The organism is Teichococcus deserti, assembly GCF_001982615.1.
Lineage (GTDB): Bacteria > Pseudomonadota > Alphaproteobacteria > Acetobacterales > Acetobacteraceae > Pseudoroseomonas > Pseudoroseomonas deserti.
Map to the genome: position 1 here is coordinate 1 of NZ_MLCO01000427.1, position 747 is coordinate 747.

General features: G+C 75.4%; 1 protein-coding gene. It reads right to left on the minus strand.

The genetic code is table 11. The annotated features are described in order from the left end of the window. Positions 1 to 676, minus strand: a 676-nt coding sequence (locus tag BKE38_RS28475) for an MFS transporter (protein WP_207553714.1), incomplete at its 3' end; no start/stop codon positions are given. Positions 677 to 747 lie beyond the last annotated feature (71 nt).

Sequence of the window (747 nt, forward strand, 5' to 3'; positions counted from 1 at the left end):
AGACGAAGCCGATCACCCACATGGCATGGGCGGGCGCCGGCGCCGCCTGCCCCTCGGCCGCGGATTTCGGCGCCGGCGGCGGGGCGGGCGGCACCAGCAGCCGGTTCAGCGGCAGGCCGAGCAGCAGCTGCAGCGCCGCCCAGGCCAGGCAGGCGCCGCGCCAGCCGATCTCGGCCTCGAGCAGGGTGGTCAGTGGCCAGCCGATGGTCGAGGCGAAGCCGGCGAAGAGCGTGACCCCGGTGATCGGCCCCTTGGCCAGCGCGCCATACAGGCCCGCCAGCGTGGCGAAGGCCGCGTCATAGAGGCCGAGCGCCATGCCGACGCCCAGCAGCAGCCAGCCCGCCCCCATCCAGAGCTGGCCCCAGGGCTCCGTCGGCGCCGTGCCGATCAGCAGCAGCCCGGCGGCGAAGACCAGGTTGGACAGCGCCAGCACCGGCCGCCCGCCGCGCCGGTCGATCGCCCGCCCGACCAGGGGCCCGAGCAGCGCCGTCAGCAGCAGCGCCGCCGAGAACCAGCCATAGATGGTGGAAGGCGACAGGCCGAGCTCGGCCGCCATCGGCCGCGCCAGGATCGCCGGCAGGTAGTAGGAGGAGGCCCAGGCCAGGGTCTGGGCGATGCCCAGCGCGGCGACGGTGGTGGCCTTCTGGCGGTCCTGGAACATGGGGGCAGGGAACATGAAGGCGGGGCAGTCCGGCGGCAGGAAGCCCCAGCTTCAGCCGGCGCCCCGCCGCCCGCAACCCCCTGCCC